Below are 19,178 nucleotides of genomic sequence, written 5' to 3'. Positions count from 1 at the left end.
TGCGATGTCGCCGCCCCGAGTCGTGTCACGGCTCGACTTTCGTGCGTTCCGTGCATCACCGTGCGTCGTGGTCGGGATCGCCCACAGGAGCCTGTACCGTGTCCCACGGCACGTGATGTGATCTGAAGCACTCGTCCGAAACGACGAGATGCGCGCCACCGATCGTGCCTACAGTTCGTCCGAACGCAACCTACGGTGCCGTAGGCTGGAGTGCGTCAATCAACCACGGAGGGAAATCGGAATGACGCGAGTCATGACTCAGCTGGAGCTACTGCGCGAGCTGGAGCCCGTAGCGGAGGCGAACGTCAACCGGCACCTCTCCATGGCGCGCGACTGGCACCCCCACGACTACGTGCCGTGGGACGAGGGCCGCAACTTCGCGGCCATGGGCGGCGTGGACTGGGACCCGGAGCAGTCGCGGCTCGGTGAGGTCGCCAAGGCGGCGATGATCACGAACCTGCTGACCGAGGACAACCTGCCGTCCTATCACCGCGAGATCGCCGAGAACTTCTCCCGCGACGGCGCCTGGGGTACGTGGGTCGGCCGTTGGACCGCCGAGGAGAACCGGCACGGCATCGTCATGCGCGACTACCTGGTCGTGACCCGCGGTGTCGACCCGGTCGCGCTCGAGAACGCCCGCATGGAACACATGACCAACGGATTCTCCTCGCCCGGCGACACCGGAATGCTGCACTCGGTCGCGTACGTGACGTTCCAGGAACTGGCCACCCGGGTCTCGCACCGCAACACCGGCAAGGCGTGCGACGAGCCGATCGCCGACAAGATGCTCCAGCGCATCGCAGCGGACGAGAACCTGCACATGATCTTCTACCGCAACATCTGCGAGGCCGCACTCGACGTCGCGCCCGTCCAGACACTGCAGGCGATCACCCAGGTTCTGAAGAACTTCCAGATGCCCGGTGCGGGAATGCCGAACTTCCGCCGCAACGGCGTGCTCATGGCCAAGCACGGCATCTACGACCTGCGCCAGCACCTGGACGAGGTCGTCCAGCCGGTGCTGCGCAAGTGGAACATCTTCGAGCGCGACTTCGGGGCCGACGGCGCCGAGACCCTCGACGAGCTGGGCACGTTCCTCGAAGAACTGGAACGTCAGGCCGTGAAGTTCGAGGAGATGCGCGACCGCTCGCTGGCCCGTGAGGCCGCGCGCCGCGGACGCGTCGAAGCCGCGGTCTGACCGCGGCGATTCCGTGCCGGTGGCGTCCACCGGATATCCTGTGCCCGGCACCGAACGATTTCGGCGCCGGGCACAGTTGCTCAGTTCGGGCGGAATCTCGCCCCTGCTTCCGACATCGTTTCTTTCCGAGGTTTGCATGTCCCGCCTTCGCATCGGCTCGCTCGAACTCGACAGTCCGGTCGTGCTGGCCCCGATGGCCGGGGTCACCAACGTCGCGTTCCGCACCCTGTGCCGTGAACTCGAGCTCGAACGCGCCGGCAGCACGTCGGGCCTGTACGTGTGCGAGATGGTGACCGCCCGCGCGCTCGTCGAACGCCATCCCGTGACGATGCACATGACGACCTTCGGTCCCACCGAAACGCCGCGGTCGCTGCAGCTCTACACGGTCGACCCCGACATCACGTACGCCGCGGCGAAGATGATCGTCGACGAGAATCTCGCCGACCACATCGACATGAACTTCGGCTGCCCCGTCCCGAAGGTGACCCGCAAGGGCGGCGGTTCCGCGCTGCCGTACAAGCGCCGCCTGTTCGGCCAGATCGTCGCGGCCGCGGTCCGGGCGACCGAGGGCACCGACATCCCCGTGACCGTCAAGTTCCGCATCGGCATCGACGACGAGCATCACACCCATCTCGACGCCGGACGCATCGCCGCGGCCGAGGGCGCCGCCGCGGTGGCCCTGCACGCCCGCACCGCGGCCCAGCGCTACTCCGGCACCGCCGACTGGAACGAGATCGCGCGCCTCAAGGAACACGTCACCGGTGTGCCGGTGCTCGGCAACGGCGACATCTTCGACGCCACCGACGCCGCGAAGATGATGGAGCAGACCGGATGCGACGGCGTCGTCGTCGGCCGCGGCTGCCTCGGTCGCCCGTGGTTGTTCGCGGAGCTGTCGGCCGCACTGAACGGCCGGGAGATCCCCACTCCCCCGACGCTCGGGGAGGTCGCGCAGATCATGCGGCGTCATGCCCGGCTGCTCGCCGATCACCACGGTGAGGACAAGGGCATGCGGGAGATCCGCAAGCACATCGCCTGGTACATGCGCGGGTTCCCCGCCGGATCCGATCTGCGCAACGGGCTCGCGCGCGTCTCGAGCCTCGCCGAACTCGACGACCTGCTCGGTCGCCTCGATCCCGACGTGCCGTTCCCGAAGGACGCCGAAGGGCCCCGCGGCCGCCAGGGTTCGCCCAGTGCGGTGGCCCTGCCCGACGGATGGCTCGACGACCCCGAGGACACCCTGGTGCCCGCCGGTGCCGACATGATGCATTCGGGCGGCTAGATCGCACAGGCGCATACCGGCACCTGACGCGCCGGACCGGCGAAGATACCGAGCATTCCGTCGGACATCTCGATGCAATACTCGTCGGTCAGTATCATGACGGGGTCGCCGACACGGCGGATGCAACGAGAAGCGGGACATCCGCGGAGAGGCGAGGGATCGGTGGGTGAGGAGCACGACTCGGGCCTGCCCGACTCTCGCGCTCCCTGGGAACGTCCGATCGCGCACACCGGCCGCGTGGAGCGACAGGACCCCGACCAGCCGCATCGACGGCACAGCGCTCCCGAGGCGACGTCCCGCCGAACCGAAGGCCGCAACCGCAGGGCCGCGCAGCCCGGCGATTCCGAGCAGCTCACCGTCGCCGACCTGATGAACAAGGTGGGCCGCGACAGCGCCCCCGTGGAACGCCGCGAGCAGGCCGCTCCCCCACCCGATCGGACACCTGCGCCGACACCACCCCCGCCGACACCACCTGCGCCGATGCCACCCGCGGCCCGACGCGAACCGCCGGCGCCGGTACCGCCCCCGGTTCCGCCGGCACCGCCCGTGCGGTCGATGCCCGTGTCCCGGCCGGTTCCGCCTGCCCGGCCCGCACCGTCGCCGCCGGAGTCGGCCGCCGAACAGACCCGGATCGCAGAACCACCCCGGGTTCCCGAACCAGCCCGGGGTGCCGCCCAGCCCCGGGCCGAGAGACCACCGGTCGTCGAACCACCGCGGGTCACCGCGACGACGCTGCCACCCCCGCGCCGACCGCGCAGCGAACCGGTGGCTCCGGACGACGAACCGACCGTGCAGATCGAGGCGGTGGATCCGGGCGAGTCCGTCGAGCCCCCGGAACAGCCGGAGGAACGCACAGGCGCGGACACACGGAAGCCGCCGGGCAGGACCGACGGGCTCAGCCGGCTCGCGCTCAGCAAACGCAGACGCAGGTCCCGGCTCGCAGCTCTGGGCCGGACAGGAGTTGCCCTCGCGTCGGTGCTGACCTTGGTCGGCACCGGCGGCATCTGGGGCTACATGCGGTCCACCGAGGCAGGCTTCTCCCAGATCGCCGCGCTGGACACCGAGTCCACCGACATCGTCGACCCGGTCGGGCAGACCGGCGACGAGACCTACCTGATCGTCGGTACCGACACCCGGGCCGGGGCGAGCGGCTCGATCGGCGCCGGCACGGTGGAGGACGCGGAGGGTGCACGTGCCGACACCGTCATCCTCGTCAACATCCCTGCGGATCGCAGCCGGGTCGTCGCGGTGTCGTTCCCCCGCGACCTCGATGTGGAACGTCCCGTGTGCCGCGGCTGGGACAGCGTCACCGGCGACTACTCGACCGACATCTATCCGGAGGCCGAGGGCGACAAACTCAACGCGACCTACGCGCTGGGCGGACCGAAGTGCCTGGTGAAGGTGATCCAGAAGATGTCCGGTCTGAAGATCGGACATTTCGTGGGGATCGACTTCGCCGGGTTCGAATCCATGGTCGACGGGATCGGCGGCGTCGAGGTGTGCACCACCGCACCGCTGATCGACGGCGAGCTCGGTGAGATCCTCCCGAACGCGGGCCGGCAGACGCTCGACGGCCGGAAGGCCTTGGACTACGTCCGCGCCCGCAAGGTCGAAGCCGAGGGCAACGGCGACTACGGCCGGATCGCCCGGCAGCAGAAGTTCCTGTCGTCCCTCCTGCGGTCGGCGCTGTCCAACAAGGTGCTGCTCGATCCCGGCAAGCTCAACGGCTTCATCAACGCGTTCACCCAGGCCACCTTCGTCGAGAACGTCAACACCGAGTCGCTGGTCAAACTCGGCCGTTCCCTGCAGAACGTCGACGCCGGTGCGGTCACCTTCCTGACCGTGCCGACGGACGGCACCAACGACTGGGGCAACGAGATCCCGCGCCTGGACGACATCAAGGCGATCTTCCAGGCCATCATCGATGACGAGCCGCTGCCCGGCGAGAAGCGGGACGAACCCGAACCGAGCGAAACCGCGGCCGAGGCCACGACGGCGGCACCGTCGGGGCCGGCACCGGTGCTGCCGGCCCAGGAATTCGTCGACACGTCGTACATCACGCTGCAGGTGTCCAACGCCTCCGGTGAAGCCGGTCTCGCCGCGCGGACCGCGGAGACGCTGGGCGCGTACGGCTACTCCATCTACGCCGTCGGCAACTACTCCGGCACCAGCGCGCAGACGATCGTGCGGTTCACCCCCGGCCAGGAAGCCGAAGCCGCCACGGTCGCCTCGATGATCCCCGGTGCCGTGCTCCAGAAGCTGTCGTCCTCCGCCGATCGTCTCGGCGTCGTCGAGGTCGTGCTCGGGTCGGGCTTCGACGGCACGATCGCGGAACCTCGGCTTCCCGGCACGCTCCTGAAGCCCATGCCCGTCGAGGACGCCCCCGCGGACGCGATCGAGCTTCCCGTCGATCTCGCGGTGACGAACGCCGGCGACGACTCCTGCAGCTGACCGGTCACGATCCGCGCCCGACCGCTCGGCCCGGTCGTTCACCGAGCATTCACCCAGCGCTTGTGACGTGGCTTTCTCACCGCCGTAGGCTGTGAAATTATGCGCGTCGCCTACAACGAACAGATGACAGAGCTCGCCGACCTCCTCGGCGAGATGGCCGGGCTGGCCGGCCTCGCCATGGAACGGGCCACCGATGCCCTCCTCCATGCCGATCTGCCACTGGCCGAGATCGTCATCGGTGAGCACGACAAGATCACCGAACTCAGTGCGCTCTGCGAGGAGAAGGCCTTTGCGCTCCTCGCCCTCCAGGGGCCGGTCGCCGGCGACCTGCGGGCCGTCGTCAGCGCCATCCAGATCGTCGCCGACATCGACCGGATGGGGGCGCTGGCCCTGCACGTGGCGAAGGCCACGCGCCGGCGCCACCCCAACCACGTGCTGCCCGAGGAAGTGAACGGCTACTTCGCCGAGATGGGGCGCATCGCCGTGGCACTGGGCGCGGCCACCAAGGAAATCCTCGAGACCCGCGACCCCGAGCGGGCGGCGCGGCTCCACGAGGAGGACGAGGCGATGGACGACCTGCACCGTCACCTGTTCAAGGTCCTGATGGACCGGAACTGGGATCACGGGGTCGCCGCCGCCGTCGACGTGACGCTGCTGGGCCGCTTCTACGAGCGTTTCGCCGACCACGCCGTGGAGGTCGGGCGTCGGGTCGTCTTCCTCGTCACCGGCAAGCTGCCGACCGACGACGACTTCCGCGCCTTCCGCAACAAGGTCGACAACCTCACCGTCCACCCGGACGCCGAACAGTAGCCCACGCGACGCAGCGCACGAGTGGGGCCCGGCCGGATTCTCCGGCCGGGCCCCACTCGTTCCGGAACTCGGTGGATGCCTATCCGAAGCGGCCCGAGATGTAGTCCTCGGTGGCCTTCTGCGTCGGGTTGGAGAAGATCTTCTCGGTGTCGTCGATCTCGACGAGCCTGCCCGGCTTGCCGGTGGCCTCGAGATTGAAGAACGCGGTCTGGTCGCTCACCCGCGCGGCCTGCTGCATGTTGTGGGTGACGATGACGATCGTGAAGTCCCGCTTGAGTTCGGTGATCAGGTCCTCGATGGCGAGGGTCGAGATCGGGTCGAGCGCCGAGCACGGCTCGTCCATGAGCAGCACGTCCGGCGAGACCGCGATCGCCCGGGCGATGCACAGGCGCTGCTGCTGACCACCCGACAGTCCGCCGCCCGGCTTGTCGAGCCGGTCCTTGACCTCGTTCCACAGGTTCGCGCCGCGCAGCGACTTCTCGGCGATCTCGTCGAGCTTCTTCTTGTCCCGCAGACCCTGCAGTTTCAGGCCGGCGACGACGTTGTCGCGGATCGACATCGTGGGGAACGGATTGGGGCGCTGGAACACCATGCCGATGGTCTTGCGCACGCCGACCGGATCGACCGACGGGTCGTAGATGTCCTCGCCGTCGAGCAGCACCGACCCTTCGACGCGCGCGCCCGGGGTCACCTCGTGCATGCGGTTGAGTGATCGCAGCACCGTCGACTTGCCGCAGCCCGACGGGCCGATGAACGCGGTGACACTGCGCGGAGGCACCGACAGGGTCACGTCGGACACGGCGTGGAACTTGCCGTAGTAGATGTTGACGTCCTTCAGGTCCAGACGCTTGGCCATTGTCGGCTCCCTAAATGGTGTTTCGAACTCGACGAGTGGTGGCGGGCGGGCCGGCTACTTCGAGGTGCCGATCTGCGAGAAGCGGCCGATGAGCTTGGCGGCGATGTTGAGCACGGCGATGACCAGGATGAGGGTCAGGGCGGCGCCCCAGATGCGCATGGAACCGGCTTCGGTGGGGTTGTTCATCTCGGCGACCATGACGCCCGGCAGCGAGCCCATCTCACCGCCGAACAGGTTGAAGTTGATGAAGGGTGCGTAGCCGACCAGGATCAGCAGCGGCGCGGTCTCGCCCATGACGCGGGCCAGCGCGAGCATGATGCCGGTGATGATGCCGGGCAGCGCGGTCGGCAGCACGATGCGGGCGATCGTCTTCCACTTCGGGACGCCGAGGGCGTACGACGCTTCACGCAGATCCTGCGGCACGATGCGCAGCATCTCCTCGGTGCTGCGCACCACGACGGGCACCATGAGCAGCACCAGCGCCAGCGACACCGCCAGCGCCGACTTCGGGAATCCGAAGGTGGTGATCCACAGGGCGTAGATGAACAGTGCCGCGACGATCGAGGGAACACCGCTGAGGATGTCCACCATGAACGTGGTGATCCGGGCGAGTTTCGAATCGCCCGCGTACTCGACGAGGTAGATCGCGACGAACACGCCGATCGGGATGGAGATGAGCGCGCAGACCAGTCCCTGCATGAGTGTGCCGACGAGCGCGTGGTAGATGCCGCCGCCGGTCGACGAGGCGGTCAGGCCGCTGAGCGAATGGGTGAACCACGTTGCGGAGAGCAGCGCGGGCAGGCCCTTCGCGATCACGGTGACGAGCACCCACGCGAGCGGCACCAGCGCGACCAGCACCGAGAGGGTGACGAGGACGGTCGCGGTGTAGTCGGCCAGACGCCGGCGTACTCCCACACCTCGGAAGGTCGGCCCCTTGACGGGGGCGTCGAGAACGGTGGTCGACATCGGTCAGTTCCTCTTTCCGGCGACGATCATGCGGGCCGCGGCGTTGACCACGAAGGTGAGCACGAACAGGACCAGGCCCGCGGCGATGTAGGCACCGGCCTGGATGTCGTTGTTGAACTCGGCGTACCCGAGGGCGATCTTGGAGGCGATCGTCGAGCCTGCGTCGAACAGCGACCACGAGAACGCCTGCGACGTGGTGCGCAGGATCATGTACAGGGCCATCGTCTCGCCGAGCGCGCGGCCGAGGCCCAGCATCGATCCGCTGATGTAACCGGACTTGCCGAACGGGATGACCGTGGTCTTCACGACCTCCCAGCGGGTGGCGCCGAGCGCGAGCGCGGCCTCGATGTGCGCGATCGGAGTCTGCACGAACACCTCGCGGCTGACTGCGGCGATGGTCGGCAGGATCATCACGGCGAGGACGATTCCGGCGGTGAAGATGGTCCCGCCGCCGACGATGGACCCGGAACCGTCCGCGAACAACGGGAACCAGCCGAGGCTGTCGTTGAGCCACTGCGCGAACGGGCGGATGGCCGGCGCGAGCACCAGCAGACCCCACAGGCCGTACACGATCGACGGCACCGCGGCCAGCAGATCGATGACGTACGCGAGGGGTTGCCTGATCCGGTCGGGGCAGTAGGAGGTCAGGAAGATGGCGATGCCCAGCGCCACGGGCATCGCGAGAATCAGCGCGAACACCGACACCAGGACCGTGACCTGGAACAGGTCGAGCACTCCGAAGGCCATCTTCTCGATGTCCTGCGTGACCCACTCACGGCTGGTGAGGAAGTTGGCGGTGTTGCGCTGCAGTGCCGGGACCGCCCGCCACACCAGGAACACGGCGATGGCGCCGATGATCAGCGAGACCAGGACGGCCGACCCGGCGGCCAGCGAACCGAAGATCCTGTCGCCGGGTCTGCTCACCGGTTTCCGGCGGCCGGGGTCGGGAACTGTAATCGTGGCCTCCGGGATGCTGCCGTGCGGTCCGCCCGCCCCCGCACCCTCGGAATCGAGGATCGGGGTGCGAGGTGCCGAAGTGGTGGGCGCGTCACTCATCTGCGCTCGCAATCTCTCTAGGCATGAATATAGTTCCGGGCGGTCGTTGCACTGCAGCGGATCAGGCGATGGCGTCGATGGACTCGGTCAGCTTGGTCTTGAACGAATCCGGCAGCGGGACGTAGCCCTGTTCCGCCAGACCCGCCTGTCCCTCGTTGGCGGCGCTCGTGAGGAACGACTTGACCGCGGCCGACGTGTCGGCGTCGTAGCCGGCGGAGCACACGATCTCGTAGGTGGCGAGGACCAGCGGGTACGCACCGGCTTCGGTGCTGCCGTAGATCGAGGACAGGTCGAGGGTGAGGTCGCCGCCGCCGGTGCTCGCGAACGCGGCGCCCTCGATGGCCTTGCCGGCGGTCTGCGCGGTGAGTTCGACCGGGCCGGAACCGTTGTCGATCTGCGCGATGCTGAGGCCGTTCTGCTCGGCGAAGGAGCTCTCGACGTAGGTGATCGCACCCGGCGTGCTCGCGACGGCCTGCGCGACACCGGCGGAGCCCTTCGCGCCCTCGCCGACACCGCCGGTGAAGTCGGAGCCGGCGCCGGTGGTCCAGGCACCGGCCGAAGCGGCTTCGAGGTACTGCTGGAAGTTGTCGGTGGTACCCGAGGAATCGGAGCGGACGATCGGGGCGATGGCCGAATCCGGCAGGGCCGCACCGTTGTTCAGCGCGGCGATGGCCGGATCGTTCCACCTGGTGATGCCACCGTCGAAGATCTTCGCGATGGTGGGTCCGTCGAGCACGAGGTTGTCGACACCCTCGAGGTTGTAGGCGATGGCGACCGGGCCGAACACGAGCGGCAGGTTCCAGGCCGGGTTGCCGGCGCACCGCTCGGCGGCCTGCGCAGCCTGCTCACCCTTGATCGCGGAGTCCGAGCCGGCGAAGTCGATCTGCTTCGCGATGAACTGGGTGCGGCCGTCACCGGATCCGGACGGGTTGTACGCGACGTTGACGTTCGCGTCCTTCTGCGAGCACACCGCGATGTAGGTGGAGACGAACGCGTCCATGGCGTTCTTCTGGGCGGAGGACCCTGCGGCCGACAGCGTCGGCTTGCCCTCGCACGTCGCGGCCGAGGCGGATGCGTCGACGTCGACGTCGGCGGAGTTGTCGTCGGTACCGCACGCGGCGAGTGTGACGGCTCCTGCGGCCAGCGCGCCGAACAGGGCGCCGCTGCGCTTGAAGTTCACCTTGTCTCCTCCGGAATTCACTACCGGGCGGACACCGGTCGGTTCCGGTGCCGGGCCGAGTGGCTCGACCCGTAGCGAAGCTAGAGGCGGACAGTGGCCGATCAGGGGACCGTCGGTGAACGGAAGGTTAACCGGCACCGAACACATGATGGGTGTATCGGGTCCGTCACAGTCCGTTCACCGACGACGGTGACACCGGTCACACGGTCACGAGGTGGGCTCGGTGTCCCGCGCGTAGGCGACGTCGACGTGGAACCGGTCGAAGCCGAGCCGGCCGTAGGTGTTCAGCGCCGCCGTGTTGTCGCCCTCGACGTACAGCAGGACCGTTCCCGGGCCGCGGTCGCGCAGATACTGCAGCCCCGCCAGCGTCAGCAACCGGCCGAGGCCGCGACCCTGCGCCTGCGGGTCGATGCCCACCACGTACACCTCGCCGAGTGCCGGTTCGGTGTCGGTGGCGGCGTGCACCTTCGTCCAGTGGAAGCCGAGCAGTCGCTCGGGGTCTGCGCGGTCGAACGCCAGGAACAACCCGGCCGGGTCGAACCAGGGTTCGGCGCGGCGTTCGGCGACATCGGTCTCGGTCCAGCGGCCCTGTTCCGGGTGCCACGCGAATGCGGCCGCGTTGACCCGCAGCAGTTCGGCGTCGTCCTCGGGCCCGCGGTAGGTGCGCACGAGCAGGTCGTCCGGGACCTCGACGCCGGGCAGTTCCGGGGAGGTGAGGGAGCGGCGCATCTGCAGCAGTTCGCGTACTCCGGAAAGCCCGAGGCCGGCCGCGACCGCGCGCGCCGCGGGCAGGTCGCCGTGAGCCCAGACCCGGGTACCGGCACCCCCGGCCGCCAGGGCGGCCTCGACGAGTTGTGTGCCGAGCCCGCGACCGCGGTGGGCGGGATCGACGACGACCTCGGCCATCGCGCTGTGTTCGCCGTGGCCGGGCACGAGGACCGCCCAGCCCGCGACCTCACCGTCGGCACGCACGACGAGGTGACGGGTGTCGTCGTCGCGGCCGAGCGAGTGCACGCCCTGTTCCGAGACGGGAGCGGTGCCGTCGGCGGCGGTCGCGCGGTCGAGGACCGCGCGTACTGCGGCGGCGACGTCGGGTGACGGACGAGTGTCGAATTCCATCCCGCCGAGGTTAGTCGGCGAACTCGGTCTCGGGGTCCTCGAACTCGACGGTGGGGACGCCGCCCTTGCCGGACTTGGTCGTGGGCCGCACCGCCTTGTAACCGACGTTGCGGACGGTGCCGATCAGCGACTCGTACTCCGGCCCCAGCTTGGCGCGCAGGCGCCGGACGTGGACGTCGACGGTGCGGGTGCCGCCGAAGAAGTCGTATCCCCACACCTCCTGCAGCAACTGGGCACGGGTGAACACCCTGCCGGCGTGCTGTGCGAGGTACTTGAGGAGTTCGAACTCCTTGTACGTCAGGTCGAGCGGGCGACCGCGCAACCGGGCGGTGTAGGTGCCTTCGTCGATGGTCAGCTCACCGAGCGTGATCTTGCCGGTGTTCTCGGGCGCGACCGCACCACCGGAACGACCGAGCAGCAGCCGCAGCCGCGCATCGAGTTCGGCGGGCCCGGTGCTGGTGAGCAGGATGTCGTCGAGACCCCATTCCGGGTTGACCGCCACCAGACCGCCTTCGGTGAGCACGGCGACGACGGGAACCGCCGAGCCGGTGCTGCCGAGCAGTCGGCACAGTCCGCGGGCCGCGGCCAGGTCGGTGCGGGCATCGACGATCGCGATGTCCGCCGAACCCGCCTCCAGCAGAGACGACACTTCGGTCGGCGCGGGCCGGACGGAATGCGCCAGCAGCGCCAGCGACGGCAACACCGCGTCCGGGTTGGGGTCGGAGGTCAGCAGGAGCAGTTCCACCGGGCCTCCATTCTTGGTGTCACGAGGGCGCTCATTCACGTATGAACGACGCGCTACAGATTAGCCCCCCTTTTGTTACCGCCGTGTAAGCAGCCGAATGGCGCGCGTCGTTGCGTCGGTAACAATGGTCTGGTGCGGAAACTGATCCTCGGCCTCGTCGTCCTCCTGGGACTCGCCCTTCTCGTCGATTTCGGCGCGGCGGCGTGGTCCGAGTACCGGGTCTCGCGTGCCTTGCGCGAGGGCGGCGCCCTGACCGCCGATCCCGCGGTGACCATCCACGGCTTCCCGTTCCTGCAGCAGGCCCGCAACGGCCACTACGAGAACGTCGAGATCCGCGCCCAGGGCGTCCACAGCGACATGCTCGGCGACATCACCGTCGAGGCGAACCTGATCGGTGCGCACGCGCAGGCCGCGGACCTGCTCGACGGGTCGATCCGGTCGGTGCCGGTGGACCTGCTCTACGGGCGTGTCCGCATCGACGCGACCGAACTGGGACGCCTCTACAACATCCCTGACCTGCAGATTTCCGCTCCGCCGGCCAGCAAATCGGACGGCACCGGAGGCTCCGGCGGGTCCGGCCCGACGACCGCCGGCGGCGTCGTGCTCACCGGCACCGTCCCGGTCGGTCCGGTCACCGCGCAGGTGAGCGTCCAGGCAGATCTGCTGCTCGACGACGACAGCGTCCGCATCGTCGCCTCGGATCTGTACTTCGGACCGGAGGGCAACGCCGACTTCACGGTGCCCGATCCGCTGAAGCCCGTCGTGCTCGGTCTGTTCACCACCACGATCGAACCGCAGGATCTGCCGTTCGGTGTGTATCCGACGTCGGTGGAGGCGCGCGGCTCGCAGATCGTCATCGAGGGTGAAGCCCGCGATACCGTCATCGACCTCGAGGAAGTGCAGCGACTGTGACCGGAATCATCGTTCTTCTCGTGGTCCTCGTCGCCGCCCTCGGGGTGGGCACGGTCCTGCGGTCGCGGTCCGGCGCCGTGCGCGAGGTCGCCGCCGAATCGGACACGGCCGGCGTCGACCCGCTGCTCTCCGCGCTCGGAATCGGTGACGGCCCGGAACCGGTGGTGCTGCACTTCTCCGCACCGTGGTGCGGCCCGTGCAGCGCCGTGCGCCGCGTCGTCACGCAGGTCGTCGACAATTTCGCGGCCACGCAGGACGGCCTGCCGATTCCCCGGGACGTCGAGGTCGATCTCGACGAAAATCCGGAGCTGGCAAAGAAATTGGGAGTTCTGTCGCTGCCGACGACGTTCCTGTTCGGCGCGGACGGCACCGAACGGTTCCGGGTTTCGGGAGTTCCGACCGCGGCGGATCTGACATCTGCCCTGGTGCCGTTGCGTGCCCCTGGGGATTTGCTTTCCTGAGAACTTCGCTACACTCCCTGACGTGCATTACCGCCAAGAGCTGATGCTCACCCGACGCCGCGCAGTCGATCTGTGCCGCCTCGGTGGCTGTTGTTGTTCCTGCTGATCACCTCGACCTCGACGTCCATCACCCTCCGGTACGTCACCAGCACACGCCCGATGTGATCGCCCCGCGGTCCACCGACCGCATCCGGCACCTCGATCCCGCTACGAGCGCGCCCTCGAATCCCGCAGGAGCACTCCGATGTCCGTTCCAATTCCACAATCCCGCACCGTCGACCAGGTCGACGTCCGCGGCCCCCGGTTCGCCGCCTGGGTCACCACCGCTGTCCTCGTCGTCGTGCTGATCGTCGCGACGTTCTCCGTCCCGGCAGCCGGCGTACTGCTCGCCGCACAGACCTTGGTGTTCGCACTCGGGGCGGTGTTCGGCCCGCGCCGTAGCCCGTACGGACTGCTCTACGCGACGCTGATCGCGCCGCGTCTGGGAGCACCGACCGAAACCGAGCCCGTGCCGCCGCTGCGTTTCGCGCAGTTCGTCGGTTTCGTGTTCGCCGCCGTCGGTACCGTCGGGTTCCTCGCCGGAGCCGTCGTGGTCGGATCCGTCGCCACCGGGTTCGCACTGTTCGCCGCGCTGCTCAACGCAGCGTTCGGCCTGTGCCTCGGCTGCCGGATCTACCCGCTGGTGACGCGCCTGCGCCCCGCGTCCGCCTGACCCGCCCCCACCGACTTCCTCAGTCACCACCGAAAGGAATATCCATGGCTCGCTCCGACGTCCTGGTCTCTGCAGACTGGGCCGAGCAGAACCTCAACGCGCCGAAGACCGTCTTCATCGAGGTCGACGAGGACACCACCGCCTACGACGGTGGCCACATCCCCGGCGCGATCAAGCTCGACTGGCGCAAGGACCTGCAGGACGGCGTGCGCCGCGACTTCCTGAACCAGGAGCAGTTCTCCGAGCTGCTGTCCGCCAAGGGCGTCGCCAACGACGACACCGTCGTGCTGTACGGCGGCAACAACAACTGGTTCGCGGCCTACGCGTACTGGTACTTCAAGCTGTACGGCCACCAGGACATCAAGCTGATCGACGGCGGCCGCAAGAAGTGGGAGCTCGACGGTCGTGAGCTGTCGAAGGAGCCCGTCACCCGCCCGGCCACCGAGTACAAGGCCGCCGCGCCGGACACCTCGATCCGCGCGTTCCGCGACGACGTGATCGCCGCGATCGGCAAGGCCAACCTGGTCGACGTGCGCTCCCCCGACGAGTACTCCGGCAAGATCCTCGCGCCGGCGCACCTCCCGCAGGAGCAGGCGCAGCAGCGCGGCCACGTCCCCGGTGCCATCAACATCCCGTGGAGCACCACCGCCAACGAGGACGGCACCTTCAAGTCCGACGAGGACCTTGCAAAGCTGTACGCGGACAAGGGATTCGACGACTCCAAGGAGACCATCGCCTACTGCCGCATCGGCGAGCGCTCGAGCCACACCTGGTTCGTGCTGCAGGAGATCCTCGGCAAGAAGAACGTCAAGAACTACGACGGCAGCTGGGTCGAGTACGGCTCGCTGGTCGGCGCACCGATCGAGTTGGGAGCGTAAGAAACATGTGCGGAGCACCCGTTCAGAGCCAGAGCCTGCCTGCCGGCGTCGACGTCGAGAAGGAAACGGTCATCACCGGCCGGGTCCTCGACGCAGACGGCCAGCCCGTCGGCGGTGCATTCGTGCGCCTGCTCGACGGCACCGATGAGTTCACCGCCGAGGTCGTCGCCTCCGCGACCGGCGACTTCCGCTTCTTCGCCGCGCCCGGCACCTGGAAGGTCCGTGCACTCTCGAGCGTCGGCAACGGCGACTCCACCATCAGCCCGACCGCGGCCGGTGTGCACAACGTCGACGTGACCGTCGCCAAGTAACAAGCACCGACACAGCGAAGGGGCCCCGTTCCGGATCGGAACGGGGCCCCTTCGCTCGGTTCGCGTCAGTTGCCGGCCGGATCCCGGTCCCGCTCGGCGCGGGCGAGCTCGTCCCCGCGCTCGGCGCGGGCAAGCTCACTGATCCAGTCGACGATCTTCTCGCTCTCCCAGTACCACGGGTCGTTGGGGTTGTTGTTCCAGTACGCGATGTGCTGGAAGAACGCGAGGAAGATGTACGGCTTCAGGACGAGATCGACCACGCCGCTGTTGTCCTCGACGAAACCGGCGCCCTCGGCGCGCAGCTTCTCCTGGACGACCGGCATTCCGGGGCCCATGGCCCAGTCCAGCAGCTCCCGGAGCCGCTCGGGGCCGCGGTCCTCGCCGGGCACCCGGCGGCTCTGGTCCGCGACCGTGCGCAGGACGTCGAGCAGCGATTCGTCGGACTGCCACCAGTCCTCCTCGGAGACGATGTGCGCGGCCGCGCGGGCCGCCATCGCGGAGATCACCCGCTCACCGTCGGTGATCGTCTGCAGGGGGTTCGCAAGGGTGAAGCGCATCTGCCCGAGGACGCCGAGCGCCAGTTCGAGGATCGCGATGTCCTCGGGGGCGTCGCACGCGATGTCGTAGGGGCGGCAGGAGTACCGGACGCGGTCGGCGAGGGCGCCGTAGTCGGCGGGTTCGGACGACATGAAACCGCCGCCGGCCGGGCCCGGCTCACCGAACGAATCGGCCCCGGCGGGCCGGTAGGGGTCGCCGATGAGAACGACCCCGGCGACGTCGTCGGGGCTCACGTGGGCATCGGCGGGACGATGCCCGAGTTCCCGGGTGACGCGCTCGACGACCTCCCCACCGACGCTGTAGCCGACGAGCACGAATCGCGTGCTGTCCCCGCACCGAGTCTTCTGCTCGTCGAGGATGCGGTTCGTCGACGCGACCCCCGCGGCCACCGAATCCTGGTAGGTGGGCACGTCCTCGAACAGGCCGAGGCCGTAGGTGGAGGGATAGGGCACGTACATCCATCCCACCGAGCCGGGATCCGCGCTGTTGGCCTCGCCCGCGGGGACGGTCACGTTGCCGACCCAGTTGGACCACAACTGGCGGGTTTCCTCCTCGACCGGATTCCGGTCGGCGGTCGAATCCGTGGCACCCGAGACGGCGACGATCAGCAGGTCCGGGCAGTCGAGCGCCGCGTTGTCGGGATGGATCACCGGACCGGAGCCGGGCAGGCTCGAACCGCTCCCCGGCGCCGCCGCGGCGACGGGCGCGAGCACGGGCACGGAAAGGGCAGCGAGCGCCGCTGCGGACAGAACAGTAGTGCGAAACGGGCGCACGCGACCTCCGAAATGCGTGTGTCCGGCCGATGCTGCCGGATCGGAAGTACCTTATTCGTCCAGCCGGGCCTCCGCACGGTCTGATGCCGACGGCCGATTTTCGTGCCTCACGGCCGCGGTCTAAGATGTGCCCGTGGTCATTTTCTTCGAGGTCCTGCTTGTCCTTGCAGCGCTGCTCATCACGTGGTTCACGCTGTACACCATCTACCGTCTGGTCACCGACGAGTCGTGACGAGCGAACCCGGTGACAACCCCGGTGTCGTTCGCGGCAGCGGGGACAAGGCCGTCGCCGACGCGATCGAGCGCGCCAAGGCGACCGCGGACCTGAACGTTCCGGTCCTGCAGGGGCTGCCTCTGCCCGAGGACACCGCCAACCTGCGGCTCGGGCCGGATCTGCATCCCGCGCTGCTGGCGCTGCTGCCCATGGTCGGCGTGTGGCGCGGCGAGGGCGAGGGCAACGATCCCCGGACCGGCGACGACTACCACTTCGGCCAGCAGATCGTCGTCTCGCACGACGGTGGTGACTACCTCGTGTGGGAGTCGCGGTCCTGGAGACTCGACGAGAACGGCGAGTACGCCGCCCCGGATCGCCGGGAGAGCGGCTACTGGCGCGTCGCCGGGCAGGATGCCGTGGGCAGCGAGGATCCCGAAACCCTCGAACTGCTGATCAGCCACAGCTCCGGTGTCGTGGAGCTCTACTACGGAACGGCCCTGACCCAGTCGTCGTGGGAGATCGCGACGGACGTGGTGATCCGCAGCCAGTCCGGTGAGGTCGTCGGCGGCGCCAAGCGTCTCTACGGAATCATCGAAGGCGGCGACCTCGCGTACGTCGAGGAACGCATCACCGCGGACGGCGACCTGAAGCCGCATCTGTCGGCGCGACTGTCGCGTCACATCGGCTGAGCGGTCGTATCTGCCGAGCGGTCACATCCGCTGAACGAGCGCCGACCCGCGCTCGACATCGCTGTCCCCCGACACCGTGATCCGCCCGTAGACACGGAGCGACCCCCGAGCCATACCGGCGAGGGCGGACGCATCCACTCCCTCACAGGTCCCGGCCGGACAGACCGGGGGCTCGGGGGCCGGGTGACTACCTGGGATTCGCCAGCCGCGCGCGCGGTCGGTGAATACCGTCGTCGGCGACAGCGGCTAGCCGGCAGCCACCTCACGTGTCCGACATTCACTCATTGTCCAGACCACCTCCTTCCTCGTGTACGGACGAACGTACGCCTCGGTCAGAGGGTCGGCAATTGATTATTTTCGGGGATGCTCTCCGGGACCTCGACGACCCGATCCGCGGCCGTTCCGGCGGGCAGCTGGTGGGTGACGACGACGACCGTGCGGTCGGCGGCGACCAGCCCGGCGTCCCGGTCCAACAGCAGACGCTGCAGGTGCGCGCCGTCGTCGGCGTCGAGATGCTCGGTCGGTTCGTCGAGCAGCAGCACTTTCGCCGGTGACAGCAGCGCCCGCGCCAGCAGGAGTCGTCGGCGCTGACCACCCGACAGCGCGCGGGCACCGCCCTCGAGGGTCGTGTGCAGCCCGTCCGGCAGCCCCGACACCCACTCCCCCAGCCCGACCGCCTCGAGCGCGGACGTCGCGTCGTTCTCGTCGACGTCGCCGCGCGCCACGCGCAGGTTCTCGAGCACGGACGTCTCGAAGACGTGGGCGTCCTCGGCGAAGAACCCGACGTGACGCGGCAGTTCGGTCCGGTCGAGCTCGTCGAGCGCGACGCCGTCGAGGGTGACGGACCCCGCGGCTGCGGGCAGCAGCCCGGCGAGCGTCATGATCGTGCTGGTCTTACCGCTGCCGCTGGCCCCGACGATGGCGACGCGTGCGCCCGGGGGCAGGTCCAGGTCGAGCGCGGCCGACGTGCGGCCACCCGGCCAGCCGCTGCGCAGCCCGGTGGCGCGCAGGTGCCCGGGACCGCCGATCGGGCGTGTTCCGTGCGGGACGGGCCGGTCGGCGCGGTCGAGCAGATCGGTGATCCGGCCGGCCGCGATCCGGGCGCGGGTCAACGTCAGCGCGGCGGCAGGCAACGCGCCCGCCGCCTCGAACGCGGCGAGCGGCAACAGCACGAGGATGCCCAGCGACATCGGGCTCATGGTCGGATCGGATGCGAACGCTGTGATGCCGACGAGCAGCGACCCGAGCACGGCGGCACCGATCGCGAGCGGGGTCGCGGCCTCGGCGAACGCGGCGGGTGCCGCGGCGCGGTCGGTCGCGGCGACCACCGCGTCATTCTCCGTCTCGGCCCGGCCGACCGTGGCGTCGAGCCGCCCCGCGACCCTCAATTCCGCGGCGTGGTCGAGGACGGTGACGGCGTCCTGCGCGAACCGGGCGCGGGCGTCGGCTCCGTCGGCCTCGGCGCGGGCGGCGGCGCGCGCGGACAGCCACGGCGCCAGCACCCCGGCGACGAGCAGGGCGCCGGCGAGGATCGCCGCTGCGGGCAGCGAGATCAGGGCCAGCGCGACGACGGCGGCCGCGGACAGCACGATCGCGACGGTGATGGGCACGAGCGCGCGCACCACCACATCGCCCAGCGCGTCCACGTCGGCGCCGGTGCGGGTGAGCAGGTCGCCGCGGCGCAGGCCTGCGGATGCGGCGGGGTCGCCCGCCGCGAGCCGACGGTAGAGCCCGGCGCGGGCGGCGGTGGTGCCGCGCAGCGCGACGTCGTGGGTGGCCAGGCGCTCGCAGTAGCGGAACAGGCCCCGCGAGATGCCGAGGGCACGCACGGCCACGACCGCGACGGTGAGGTCGAGGACGGGAGGCATCTGCCAGGCGCGGATGATGAGCCACGCCGAGAGCCCCGACAGCAGCAGCGCGGCCCCGAGGGTCGCGACACCGGCCGCGACGGCGACGAGGACGCGGCGGGGTTCGAGTTCGAGCAGGGCCATGGCGCGGCGCAGATCGCCCATC

19 protein-coding genes are annotated in these 19,178 nt (G+C 69.1%); 11 read left to right on the top strand and 8 right to left on the bottom strand.

The window, feature by feature from the left end:
- Positions 1-241: 241 nt before the first annotated feature.
- The 4 genes from ACWDTS_RS15575 (at position 242) to phoU (ending at position 5,735) form a co-directional block, all read left to right on the top strand.
- A complete protein-coding gene (locus tag ACWDTS_RS15575; protein ID WP_450110394.1) occupies positions 242-1,195 on the top strand; it encodes an acyl-ACP desaturase in 954 nt (317 codons plus the stop codon).
- A gap of 136 nt (positions 1,196-1,331) precedes the next feature.
- On the top strand, positions 1,332-2,474 hold the full coding sequence (gene dusB, locus ACWDTS_RS15570) for a tRNA dihydrouridine synthase DusB (RefSeq protein ID WP_450110393.1): 1,143 nt from the start codon (positions 1,332-1,334) through the stop codon (positions 2,472-2,474).
- A gap of 480 nt (positions 2,475-2,954) precedes the next feature.
- Positions 2,955-4,925: an LCP family protein gene (locus tag ACWDTS_RS15565; RefSeq protein WP_450118581.1), complete on the top strand. Its 1,971-nt coding sequence runs from the start codon at positions 2,955-2,957 to the stop codon at positions 4,923-4,925.
- Between the two features lie 99 nt (positions 4,926-5,024).
- Positions 5,025-5,735 carry a phosphate signaling complex protein PhoU gene (gene phoU, locus ACWDTS_RS15560; RefSeq protein WP_450110392.1) on the top strand — a complete coding sequence of 237 codons (711 nt, stop codon included), beginning with the start codon at positions 5,025-5,027 and terminating at the stop codon, positions 5,733-5,735.
- Between the two features lie 79 nt (positions 5,736-5,814).
- Here phoU and pstB read toward each other — a convergent pair whose 3' ends face one another.
- From pstB to ACWDTS_RS15530, 6 genes are all read right to left on the bottom strand, one after another.
- A complete protein-coding gene (gene pstB, locus ACWDTS_RS15555; RefSeq protein WP_450110391.1) occupies positions 5,815-6,591 on the bottom strand; it encodes a phosphate ABC transporter ATP-binding protein PstB in 777 nt (258 codons plus the stop codon).
- Positions 6,592-6,645: 54 nt separating this feature from the next.
- Positions 6,646-7,557 (bottom strand): phosphate ABC transporter permease PstA, encoded by a 912-nt coding sequence (gene pstA, locus ACWDTS_RS15550; protein ID WP_450110390.1) that lies wholly within the window; start codon positions 7,555-7,557, stop codon positions 6,646-6,648.
- A 3-nt stretch (positions 7,558-7,560) separates the two neighbouring features.
- Entirely contained in the window at positions 7,561-8,613 is a 1,053-nt protein-coding gene (gene pstC, locus ACWDTS_RS15545) for a phosphate ABC transporter permease subunit PstC (RefSeq protein ID WP_450110389.1), read from the bottom strand.
- 61 nt (positions 8,614-8,674) lie between these two features.
- On the bottom strand, positions 8,675-9,793 hold the full coding sequence (pstS, locus tag ACWDTS_RS15540; RefSeq protein ID WP_450110388.1) for a phosphate ABC transporter substrate-binding protein PstS: 1,119 nt from the start codon (positions 9,791-9,793) through the stop codon (positions 8,675-8,677).
- Between the two features lie 207 nt (positions 9,794-10,000).
- A complete protein-coding gene (gene mshD / locus ACWDTS_RS15535; protein ID WP_450110387.1) occupies positions 10,001-10,912 on the bottom strand; it encodes a mycothiol synthase in 912 nt (303 codons plus the stop codon).
- A gap of 10 nt (positions 10,913-10,922) precedes the next feature.
- Positions 10,923-11,657, bottom strand: a complete 735-nt coding sequence (locus ACWDTS_RS15530) for a winged helix-turn-helix transcriptional regulator (protein ID WP_420753073.1) — start codon at positions 11,655-11,657, stop codon at positions 10,923-10,925.
- 132 nt (positions 11,658-11,789) lie between these two features.
- Between ACWDTS_RS15530 and ACWDTS_RS15525 the strand changes: the two genes are divergently transcribed.
- The 6 genes from ACWDTS_RS15525 to ACWDTS_RS15500 all read left to right on the top strand — a co-directional run bounded on the left by ACWDTS_RS15525 (position 11,790) and on the right by ACWDTS_RS15500 (position 14,931).
- On the top strand, positions 11,790-12,569 hold the full coding sequence (locus ACWDTS_RS15525; protein WP_450110386.1) for an LmeA family phospholipid-binding protein: 780 nt from the start codon (positions 11,790-11,792) through the stop codon (positions 12,567-12,569).
- Complete coding sequence (locus ACWDTS_RS15520) at positions 12,566-13,030, top strand: thioredoxin family protein (protein WP_450110385.1); 465 nt, start codon at positions 12,566-12,568, stop codon at positions 13,028-13,030. The genes ACWDTS_RS15525 and ACWDTS_RS15520 overlap by 4 nt, the downstream gene beginning before the upstream one ends.
- The gene (locus tag ACWDTS_RS15515) at positions 13,005-13,136 is read left to right on the top strand and encodes a putative leader peptide (protein WP_450110384.1); all 132 of its coding nucleotides are present in this window, start codon (positions 13,005-13,007) and stop codon (positions 13,134-13,136) included. The genes ACWDTS_RS15520 and ACWDTS_RS15515 overlap by 26 nt, the downstream gene beginning before the upstream one ends.
- Before the next feature lie 138 nt (positions 13,137-13,274).
- Positions 13,275-13,742 (top strand): DUF4395 domain-containing protein, encoded by a 468-nt coding sequence (locus ACWDTS_RS15510; protein WP_450110383.1) that lies wholly within the window; start codon positions 13,275-13,277, stop codon positions 13,740-13,742.
- 44 nt (positions 13,743-13,786) lie between these two features.
- Positions 13,787-14,620, top strand: coding sequence for a sulfurtransferase (locus ACWDTS_RS15505; RefSeq protein WP_450110382.1), 834 nt, complete (start codon positions 13,787-13,789; stop codon positions 14,618-14,620).
- A 5-nt stretch (positions 14,621-14,625) separates the two neighbouring features.
- A complete protein-coding gene (locus tag ACWDTS_RS15500) occupies positions 14,626-14,931 on the top strand; it encodes a DUF1416 domain-containing protein (protein WP_197253243.1) in 306 nt (101 codons plus the stop codon).
- Positions 14,932-14,996: 65 nt separating this feature from the next.
- On the opposite strand, the gene ACWDTS_RS15495 is transcribed toward ACWDTS_RS15500, so the two are convergent.
- Entirely contained in the window at positions 14,997-16,262 is a 1,266-nt protein-coding gene (locus ACWDTS_RS15495; protein ID WP_450110381.1) for a cutinase family protein, read from the bottom strand.
- A gap of 228 nt (positions 16,263-16,490) precedes the next feature.
- Between ACWDTS_RS15495 and ACWDTS_RS15490 the strand changes: the two genes are divergently transcribed.
- Entirely contained in the window at positions 16,491-17,165 is a 675-nt protein-coding gene (locus ACWDTS_RS15490) for an FABP family protein (RefSeq protein WP_450110380.1), read from the top strand.
- Between the two features lie 332 nt (positions 17,166-17,497).
- Here ACWDTS_RS15490 and cydC read toward each other — a convergent pair whose 3' ends face one another.
- Positions 17,498-19,177: a thiol reductant ABC exporter subunit CydC gene (gene cydC / locus ACWDTS_RS15485; protein WP_450118545.1), complete on the bottom strand. Its 1,680-nt coding sequence runs from the start codon at positions 19,175-19,177 to the stop codon at positions 17,498-17,500.
- Position 19,178 lies beyond the last annotated feature (1 nt).

Source organism: Rhodococcus sp. NPDC003383 (assembly GCF_053589115.1).
This window is presented reverse-complemented; position numbering and strand designations above follow the sequence as displayed.

Bases quoted from the DNA above. Each gene is read 5' to 3' on its own strand.
- ACWDTS_RS15565 (WP_450118581.1), top strand. From the start codon at position 2,955: ATGCCACCCGCGGCCCGACGCGAACCGCCGGCGCCGGTACCGCCCCCG.
- dusB (WP_450110393.1), top strand. From the start codon at position 1,332: ATGTCCCGCCTTCGCATCGGCTCGCTCGAACTCGACAGTCCGGTCGTG.
- pstB (WP_450110391.1), bottom strand. From the start codon at position 6,591: ATGGCCAAGCGTCTGGACCTGAAGGACGTCAACATCTACTACGGCAAG.
- ACWDTS_RS15510 (WP_450110383.1), top strand. From the start codon at position 13,275: ATGTCCGTTCCAATTCCACAATCCCGCACCGTCGACCAGGTCGACGTC.
- ACWDTS_RS15500 (WP_197253243.1), top strand. From the start codon at position 14,626: ATGTGCGGAGCACCCGTTCAGAGCCAGAGCCTGCCTGCCGGCGTCGAC.
- phoU (WP_450110392.1), top strand. From the start codon at position 5,025: ATGCGCGTCGCCTACAACGAACAGATGACAGAGCTCGCCGACCTCCTC.
- mshD (WP_450110387.1), bottom strand. From the start codon at position 10,912: ATGGAATTCGACACTCGTCCGTCACCCGACGTCGCCGCCGCAGTACGC.
- cydC (WP_450118545.1), bottom strand. From the start codon at position 19,177: ATGGGCGATCTGCGCCGCGCCATGGCCCTGCTCGAACTCGAACCCCGC.
- pstA (WP_450110390.1), bottom strand. From the start codon at position 7,557: ATGTCGACCACCGTTCTCGACGCCCCCGTCAAGGGGCCGACCTTCCGA.
- ACWDTS_RS15505 (WP_450110382.1), top strand. From the start codon at position 13,787: ATGGCTCGCTCCGACGTCCTGGTCTCTGCAGACTGGGCCGAGCAGAAC.
- ACWDTS_RS15575 (WP_450110394.1), top strand. From the start codon at position 242: ATGACGCGAGTCATGACTCAGCTGGAGCTACTGCGCGAGCTGGAGCCC.
- pstC (WP_450110389.1), bottom strand. From the start codon at position 8,613: ATGAGTGACGCGCCCACCACTTCGGCACCTCGCACCCCGATCCTCGAT.